General features: G+C 62.3%; 5 protein-coding genes and 3 pseudogenes. 7 read left to right on the forward strand and 1 reads right to left on the reverse strand.

Annotated features, from left to right (window positions below):
* Positions 1–310: 310 nt before the first annotated feature.
* The 7 genes and pseudogenes from H7I87_RS09675 to H7I87_RS09705 all read left to right on the forward strand — a co-directional run.
* A complete protein-coding gene (locus H7I87_RS09675) occupies positions 311–1,204 on the forward strand; it encodes a TetR/AcrR family transcriptional regulator (protein ID WP_139800245.1) in 894 nt (297 codons plus the stop codon).
* On the forward strand, positions 1,204–2,181 hold the full coding sequence (locus tag H7I87_RS09680; RefSeq protein ID WP_139800246.1) for a DUF7064 domain-containing protein: 978 nt from the start codon (positions 1,204–1,206) through the stop codon (positions 2,179–2,181). The genes H7I87_RS09675 and H7I87_RS09680 overlap by 1 nt, the downstream gene beginning before the upstream one ends.
* Before the next feature lie 90 nt (positions 2,182–2,271).
* Positions 2,272–3,732, forward strand: coding sequence for a pyruvate, phosphate dikinase (locus tag H7I87_RS09685; protein ID WP_083071809.1), 1,461 nt, complete (start codon positions 2,272–2,274; stop codon positions 3,730–3,732).
* A complete protein-coding gene (locus H7I87_RS09690) occupies positions 3,729–5,345 on the forward strand; it encodes a PEP-utilizing enzyme (protein ID WP_083071810.1) in 1,617 nt (538 codons plus the stop codon). The genes H7I87_RS09685 and H7I87_RS09690 overlap by 4 nt, the downstream gene beginning before the upstream one ends.
* Positions 5,346–5,495: 150 nt before the next feature.
* On the forward strand, positions 5,496–6,101 hold the full coding sequence (locus H7I87_RS09695) for a MarR family transcriptional regulator (RefSeq protein WP_083071811.1): 606 nt from the start codon (positions 5,496–5,498) through the stop codon (positions 6,099–6,101).
* A gap of 243 nt (positions 6,102–6,344) precedes the next feature.
* Positions 6,345–7,503 (forward strand): annotated as a pseudogene (locus H7I87_RS09700) (IS3 family transposase).
* A gap of 189 nt (positions 7,504–7,692) precedes the next feature.
* A pseudogene (locus tag H7I87_RS09705) lies at positions 7,693–7,896 on the forward strand (transposase); the annotation flags it as partial.
* A 46-nt stretch (positions 7,897–7,942) separates the two neighbouring features.
* Here the strand turns inward: H7I87_RS09705 and H7I87_RS09710 are convergent.
* Positions 7,943–8,566: pseudogene (locus H7I87_RS09710) on the reverse strand (IS1634 family transposase); the annotation flags it as partial.
* Positions 8,567–8,703 lie beyond the last annotated feature (137 nt).

Consider the following 8,703-nt stretch of genomic DNA (forward strand, 5'->3'; position numbering starts at 1 on the left):
AGGGCAAACTGCTTGAACGCCCCACCGAGATCACCCCACCAACCCCGCCCTCAGACGGCGATCAGCAAGCCGGAACGGAGGTCGCCTGAAACACCCCGATCCACAGGTCTTGACAATTCCTCCGCAGTTTTCTAGTGGGCTATGTATGGGTTCTATGCCTTTTTACTGGACATATCAACCTATTTTTAGGCCGATAATCTTGGCCTGACATTCAGGTTAGATAGGGGTTGCTAGCTTATAGACGTATTGCTGAAGCGTGTGCTACCTTCAAGGACGAACGCGAATTGGCGCACAACACAGGAGGCGGAAAGTGTCACGTCATCAGCCGACGCTGACGGCCAATCGCCCCGGCATGGAAGCGCGGCACAAGACCCGTCGCTCCGCCGAGGAAGTCGATCGACTCGCCTGCGACGCTGCGCGTCGCCTGTTCGCTCTAAAGGGCTACACCGGCAGCACCACGCGCGAGATCGCAGCACTGGCTGGGGTACACGAGCCCCTGCTCTATCGGCGGTACGGATCGAAAGCCGGCCTATTCCGCGCCGCGGTGCTGGTGCCGTTCGGCGAGGTGATTTCGGGATATCTAAAGACATGGGAGGCCCAGATCGATGAACCGGCGCCTCTGCGAGAACTAGTCGAGGGATTTATCAATCCGCTCTATCGACTGCTGCGTGAGCATCGAGAGCTCGCGCTGGCGCTGGTCCAGGGCCATCAGCTCATTCCCAACCCCTGGGACACGCCCGATGACAGCACCGCCTGGCCTGCCGAAATTGCCGAAATCCTGCAGCGACTCGTCCCACAATTGGAGATCGAAGGAGCACGGCGCGGACTGCACGTGGGCGCAAGCACGACCAACGTCCTGGTTCTGGGCATGGTCCTCGGAGTCGCGCTTTTCGATCCCGTCCTGCCGACCAACGCGGTCAACGCCACCCCGGCCCAACTAAGCCAAGCAATGGTGGAGCTCATCCTGCATGGCGTGTCCCCCAACGAGGCCTGCGAACCCGAACCACCGCCCGCCGACGCGCCCGTGACGACTCAGCTGCTCATCGAGCTACACGACCGCGTCGTCGCTGCAGAACGCCGGGCCGCGCGAGCAGAGTCGGCCCTGGCCCACCACCTCGGGATACCCGACGACCGTCGGGCCTCCACTGAAGCTGGCGACACCAACCGGGGCGGCCCCGACCAACAAAACCGAGGAGGAAGCTAATGGTCGATTTCGTTCGTCCTGAGGACGACTACTTACATACCAGCACGATGACCGACAGCCCGTTCTGGAACGAGAGCGCGTGGTTTCCGTTCCACGTTGCCGAGCGAGATCTCAGCGGCTTCGTGTACATGAATCATCGCCCCAACATGAACTTCTCGATGACAGGTGTCGCGCTGTGGGACCCGAGCGGGGAGGAAATGTATGACTGCATTTATCACGACTGGTTCGAATTCGCGCCACTGAATTCCTCAACCAACACCGAGATGTTCGATTACTCGACACCCAACGGACTCACCTTGCGGTGCATCGAACCCCAGAAGACCTTCACCATGCAGTACGATCGCGACGGATGTCAGTTTGACCTGCGCTTTGATGCGACGATGGACGTGGCCAACTCCGGGTTTCCCGACGGTTCCGAGGAATGGGGGCCGCACCACTATGAACAGGGCGGCCGTGTCACCGGAACCGTGCGGATCAACGGCGAAGACATCAGTGTGGACTGCGGGTCGAATCGGGATCACTCTTGGGGACCTCGCCTGTACAAGGACAATCCCCGCGGCGACTTCCCATGGTTCAACGACGGCAAGGGTTTCGCCTTCCAGATGTACAACGTGGGCACCGCCCCGCTCGACAGCGATCCGATCGTCGGCACCGTGGAGCCAGCCATCACCGGGTGGCTTCAAAAAGACGACAAGGTGTCAAATGTCGTCACCGGCAGCCGGAAGGTGGTCGAACGCCGACCCGACGGGGTCCCCTGGCGTTTAGTCATTGAAGGCACCGACGAGCTCGGCCGGACGGTGCAGGCCGAGGGCCAATGCAAGAACGTCCTCAAGTGGGTGCCCTGGGCGCGCTATCTGCAGTACTGGTCTCTGTGCGAGTGGACCCTCGATGACGGTTCCACGCAGTATGGCGAAGCGATCGAATGGTTCCCGGGCATCCAGGCGCGGCGGTTCCTACGCTCGCTCGGTCGCGGTTAACGGCAGCGGCGAGGAAACCAACCCGTGCACCACAGCAGAACTCCTGCGAAGGCTCGCACTGACCGGATCCTGTCGGAGCCGACCCTGGATATGGTCCTGCTAGATGGCTCCAGCGAACTCGACCGCGAACTGGTCGGAGGAAAGGCCTGGGCAATCAACCACATGCGGCGGCTGGGCCTTGCCGTCCCGCCAGCTTTCACCCTCGACACCAGTGTGTGCATGCGCACCCTCGAGCAGGGTGTGCTGCCCGAAGCAGCCATCTCGGCTCTTAAACGAGGAATCGCGCACCTGGAAGCGGCTACCCAACGCAACTTCGGCGGCACCACACGCCCGCTGCTAGTATCTGTACGCTCCGGTGCGGCACGCAGCATGCCAGGGATGATGGACACCGTCCTCAACGTCGGCACAAACGCGACAACGATCTCAGCACTGGAAGTCGAAGCCGGGCGCGAACTCGCCCACGATATCAGTCAGCGATTCCGCACACAGTTTGTCCACGTCGTCGGATCAGAAGCCCCCCAGGACCCTTTTGCTCAAGTCGTCGCCGCGGCGACCGCTGTGTTCCGGTCGTGGACCTCGCCAAGGGCTCGAACCTATCGACGCCATCACGGGCTCAGCGATCAAGGCGGCACAGCTGTCACCGTTCAGGCAATGGTCTTCGGCAACATCGATAACTTGTCGGGAACCGGCGTGTTGTTCAGCCGCAACCCCCTGACCGGCGCACCTACCGTGCACGGCGAATGGCTGCCGCGCGCCCAAGGCGAGGACGTCGTCTCGGGCAAAGTCTCCCCGCGGCCACTGTCAGAGTTGGCCGCCGCCCAGCCCGCCGTGCACCGCGAGCTGGTCGCCGCCGCAGCCAGGCTGGAGCGCGATGCCGGTGATGTCCAAGACATCGAGTTCACCGTCGAGTCCGGGCGTCTGTGGCTTCTGCAGACGCGTGCGGCCAAACGGTCAGCGGAGGCCACGGTGCGCATCGCCCTCGCGCTATGGCGCGAGGAGATGATTACCAGCGATGAGGCGCTGGCGCGGATAGCCCCAACGGATGTGGCGGCCATGCTGCGACCGCGAGTAGCCGTAGAAGCTGCACGCAGTGCGGTCGTGGTGGCATCCGGCCAGCCTGCTTGCCCGGGTATCGGCTGTGGAGTGATGGTCGCCACGGCCGACGAGGCGGTCGAGCAAGCCGACGCTGGACGTGACGTGGTCCTCGCGACTCCAACCACTTCACCCGACGACGTGCATGGAATGGTCGCCAGCGTGGCGATTGTCACCGAGCTCGGCGGTTCGACGTCCCACGCGGCGGTAGTGAGCCGCGAGCTGGGCCGACCAGCGGTCGTGGGGTGTGGGCCCGGAAGCCTCGCCCGCCTCATCGGAAAGGAAGTCACCGTGGATGGCGGCGCGGGCTTGGTCTACGCGGGCCTGCTCCCGGTCGTTGAACCGTGCTCGCAGAATGATCCCGACCTGACCCAACTCGCCTCTTGGGCCGGCGCCAACGACATCAACGATTTACCAGCATTGCTTACACAGAAGATACCTCGATCGGATGGACGATGACCGTCACCCAAGCCCTCGACGACTGGGATCCGTTGCACAGCGTGAGTGCGCCGGATGCCTACTGGAGCACCAGCAATTTCGGCGAGGCCATGCCCGGTGTGATGACACCTCTGGGATGGACGTTCTGGGGACCCGTGGCCGAGAAGGCCACACGCGGCGCGTTCGCCAGCATGGGCGCATTGACCAAAGCCGAGACCGCCTACCCCCGTGATCCCCTCGACCGCGTCTGCAACGCTTTCTACGGACGCGTCGCGGGGCGTGTCAACTTCCTCGTGGGCATTGGTGATCGTCTTCCGGGGACCTCCGGAGCAGCCGTCGCCGAGCAAGTTGTGGGGGCCATGCCTCCCGAGCTGACCAGCGTCCGTAGTCGGAGACGTTATCCGTTTGTGGCCGTCCGTTTTCCGTATAGCTTTGCTACCATCAACGGCCGGGTACGCCGGGCAAGCGCCGACACCCAAAAGTGGTGGCTCGAAAATGTCGGCCGGATCGCGACCATGAGCCGAGATGAGGCGATTTCTGAGTTCTGCAGGGCGCACCGTCGTTTCGAGCACAACGTATGCGAACAGGGAATCCACGTGCTGTGTGCCGTACAGCCGATCTATGACCTGCTAAACAGACTCGTGTCCAACGCTGGACTCGGCGACGCGACATCGTTCATGAGCGGATATGGCGAACATGCAGAAAGCGCGATGGTGACCGACATGTGGCAAGCGTCGCGTGGTCGTCTCAGCTTAGACGAGGTTGTGCGGCGCCACGGCTATCACGGACCCCATGAGGGTGAGATCTCCGGAAAGGTCTGGCGGGAAGACGATTCCGCGCTGCGCAAGCTCCTCGAAGGTTACAAGCAACTGGGAGATGACGCCGACCCCGACCTTGCCGAGCAGGTCAACCGCGTTCGACGCAGGCAGCTAGAGTCCGAGCTGCTGGCGTCGCTGCCGACCGCCCGCCGAGGCGCCGCGCGTCTGGTCATTCGGCTTGCCGCAGCGATCATCCCGGTGCGTGGCATCGGCAAGTCGGCGTTCCTGCAATCATTGGACATGGGCCGGGCTGCGGCTCGCCGGATCGGGCAATGCCTGGTCGAGCACCGGCAACTCGATGACGTCGAGGACGTGTTCTTCCTGACCGCCCGAGAGGTCGTGCAGTTACCCAGAGACGCAAGGGATCTCGTCGCGAAACGACGAGATCGCCACGCGTTCTATAAATCCTTGCAAATTCCTCCCGCATGGATCGGCGAGCCCGTCCCGACTATCCTCGACGGCACGTCGCAGCGTACAGATACCAGCGTGATCGAAGGTGTCGGCGCGAGTCCGGGAATCGTAGAGGGGCCCGCCCGTGTGATTACTGACCCTGACGATGACGTTGAACCCGGCGATATCTTGGTCGCCGCGACAACAGATCCGAGCTGGGCGTCAATCATGTTCGTGTCCAAAGCCCTGGTCGTCGACATTGGTGGAGCCCTCAGCCACGCCGCGATCGTGGCCCGCGAACTCGGGATTCCGTGCGTCGTCAACACCAAAAACGGTTCACAACAACTACGCACCGGCGACATCCTGAGAGTCGACGGATCTAGCGGTCGGGTCGAAATCGTCGAACGGATAATTGACGCTGACTAGGCACGAACCCGCAGGAGAAACATGTCCCTTCCCCTGGTCCACCCCCACGGTGCTCGGCGAATTGCTCCATGCGAAGGACAAGCCGCTGGGGACGCCGTCGCACTCTGATCACAATCCTCACCGCACTAGCGCTAACACATGAGAACAGACATGACTGAACTTAAGGTACTTCAAGCGGTCCGCCTCAAAGGCCGGATCGCCGAGGCGGACCTGCCCGCTACCGTCGGCGCAGATCCGGCGCAGGTAACCACGACCGTCGAAAAGCTAACGCAGTCAGGCATGCTGGTGAACGGCAAAATGCTGCGGATCAGCCCCGGCGGGCGTGAAAGGCTCAACGTGCTGCTGGCGGCGGAACGAGCCACCATCAACCCAGAGGCGATAGCCGCCGCCTACGACGACTTCCGTGGCGTCAACGCCGATTTCAAGGCGCTCGTCTCCGACTGGCAGGTCAAGGATGGTGAACCAAATACCCACCTGGACATCGGATATGACGCCGCTGTCCTCAAACGCCTCGATCGGGTACATCAAAAAGTGATGCCGATAATCGCCACGGCCGCCACTCAGGTCCCTCGGCTTGTTAGCTACGCCGCCAAGCTCGAAGGTGCATTGGGAAAGCTCAAAGCGGGCGACGTGGCATGGCTCACTCGTCCGATCATCGACTCGTATCACACTGTGTGGTTCGAACTGCATGAGGAGCTGATCCTGCTCACGGGCTTGACCCGTGAAGACGAAGCCAAAGCCGGTCACGCGCAGTAACACCCGGTCGCGGCACGTCTAGACATCTGGCGCCCAACAACCCTCCGACGCAGGCACCCGAGCTCGAGGCGGCGGTCGCGTTGGCGGGTGGTGTTGACACATCGAGTCGAGTTGACACTTTCGACCACGGGTCTGCTGCGCGAATAGGTGACACCTTGACCTGCCCCACCGTTTGGGTCTGCTGCACGGATGGGTGACACCTGATCTGCCTAGTTTTGAGGGCTGGGCTGGAAGGATGTCATCGTGTCCAAGCCGTATCCGCAGGAGTTTCGTGACGATGTTGTCCGGGTCGCGCGCAATCGTGATCCTGATGTTCGGTTGGAGCAGATTGCCTCCGACTTCGGCATACATTTCACGACGTTGTATTCGTGGATGAATAAGGCCGACATCGAGGATGGCAAACGCGCCGGCTCCACGGTCGGTGAGTCGGCCGAGCTGCGGGAAGCGCGTAAGCGAATCCGGTTGTTAGAGCAGGAGAATGAGGTATTGCGCCGGGCGGCGGCGTATCTGTCGCAGTCGAATCTGCCGGGAAAAGGATTTACCCGCTCGTGAAAGAGCTCGCCGCCGGCGGGATCGCCGTCACGGTGACGTGCCGGGTCCTCAAGCTCGCCCGCCAGCCGTACTACCGCTGGCTGGCCATCCAGTCACTGATGCCGAACGTGGTGAGGCCTATCGCGCTGATGCTCTCTTCGATGCGCACCGCGACGATCCGGAGTTCGGATATCGGTTCCTTGCCCAGGAGGCGGCGGCTGTCGGTGAGTCGATGGCCGAGCGGACCGCCTGGCGGATCTGCGCCGATCAGTGGTGGAGTGTGTTCGGTAAGAAACGCGGCAAGAACGGCAAACCAGGGCCGCCGGTGCACGACGATCTGGTGACCCGCGACTTCACCGCTGAGACGCCAAATCGATTGTGGCTCAGCGATATCACCGAACATTCGACCGCAGAAGGCAAGCTGTACCTCTGCGCGATCAAGGATGCATTCTCCAACCGTATCGTGGGCTATTCGATCGACTCGCGGATGAAATCACGGCTTGCGACCACCGCCCTGAATAACGCAGCAGCCCGCCGCGGGCAGGTGGCCGGCTGCATCGTCCACACCGATAGAGGGTCGCAATTTCGCAGCCGAAAATTCGTCCACGCCTTGAACCGTCACGGCATGGTCGGCTCCATGGGCCGCGTCGGGGCGGCCGGCGACAACGCCGCCATGGAAAGCTTCTTCAGTCTGCTGCAGAAAAATGTCCTGAACCGGCGCCGCTGGCACACCCGCGACGAACTGCGCATCGCCATCGTCACCTGGATCGAACGCACCTATCACCGCCGCCGACGCCAAACCGCACTCGGACGATTGACCCCGATCGAATTCGAAGCAATCATGACCCCACCGGCAAGACAAGCCGCGTGAGAAAACTGTCACCTGTTCGCGCAGCAGACCCTCTCCGAACCGCAGACCAGCCAAAACACATCGCAATTCGGTAACAATCGGACCGTGCTGACCGGCGACTTGGCATCGGCCACCGCTGCATCGACGACACCATCCACGACGCAAACCGCCAGGTCACTGCCCTTCTCGATCACAGCGCTCCAGATAACCGTGGAATCGCTGAACTACCAGCTGCGCAAAGTCACCAAAGCCCGCGGCTCGTTCCCGTCGGACGCCGCAGCGCTCAAGCTGCTGTATTTGGCCATCCGCAACATCAACCAGAAACGAGGATCAACACACGGACCAGGCACCTACCGCTGGACCGAAGCACTGAATACCTTCGCCATCCAATTCCCCGACCGACTCCCACTATGACCCAAAGATAAAAGGCCACAACACCTTACACAGTTATCTTGACAAGCCCCTCGAGCGCCGCAACCGTCAACGGAAAACCGGTCGCATCAGTGAGCAGCCCCAGGGTGATCTGCGGTTCCAGGCGGCGTTCCTTGGAGAATCCCGGCTCGCGGAACCCGTCACCAGCATCGGTTTCGAAGTAGAGCGTCGAGACGTCGAACAACACCAGCGATGCCGGCCCCAGCCGGGCGTGCCGCGCCGATGCCGCCGCCAGCGACTGCCGCCACGACGGTTGGGCATAGACCGGGAGCCGGCGCTTGACGGTGGCATAGGAGGCCGCCTGCACGCCGACTTCACCCAACACACGGGCCGCGTCGATCTTGCTGGTCGGCTCGATGATCCGCGCAAGTACCAGGTCACGAAACACGTTGTCACCCTTGCCGACTGCCTCGAATCCCAGCACCCGGTAAGCCGCACACAACCCATCCCACAGATGGGTCATCCGCGAGGACGTGATCGGCAACGGCTCCGATCCAGCCAGTCCGGCCACACCGAGGTCCAACACAGCTTGTCCGGCAGCCAAGCGCTCAGCGGCGGCGGCCTTCAAGGCCGCCAACTCGGCCTCATCGTGGGCCGAACCGATGTGCTCGATTGAGCGTGACCCGCGCCGCGACGACCACACGATCTGCACGGCGGTCGCCCCGGACGAGCAATGATCAGAACCTGTGGATGAGCCTCGGGGTGGGGGCGTGAAAGTGGGCGCACCTTCCCGAGGATGATCTGAATGTCAGTAGGTCCGATCATGAGCCGGCGTTGGCGCGCTGGTTC

It is taken from the genome of Mycobacterium timonense, assembly GCF_025821985.1.
Taxonomy (GTDB): Bacteria; Actinomycetota; Actinomycetes; order Mycobacteriales; family Mycobacteriaceae; genus Mycobacterium; species Mycobacterium avium.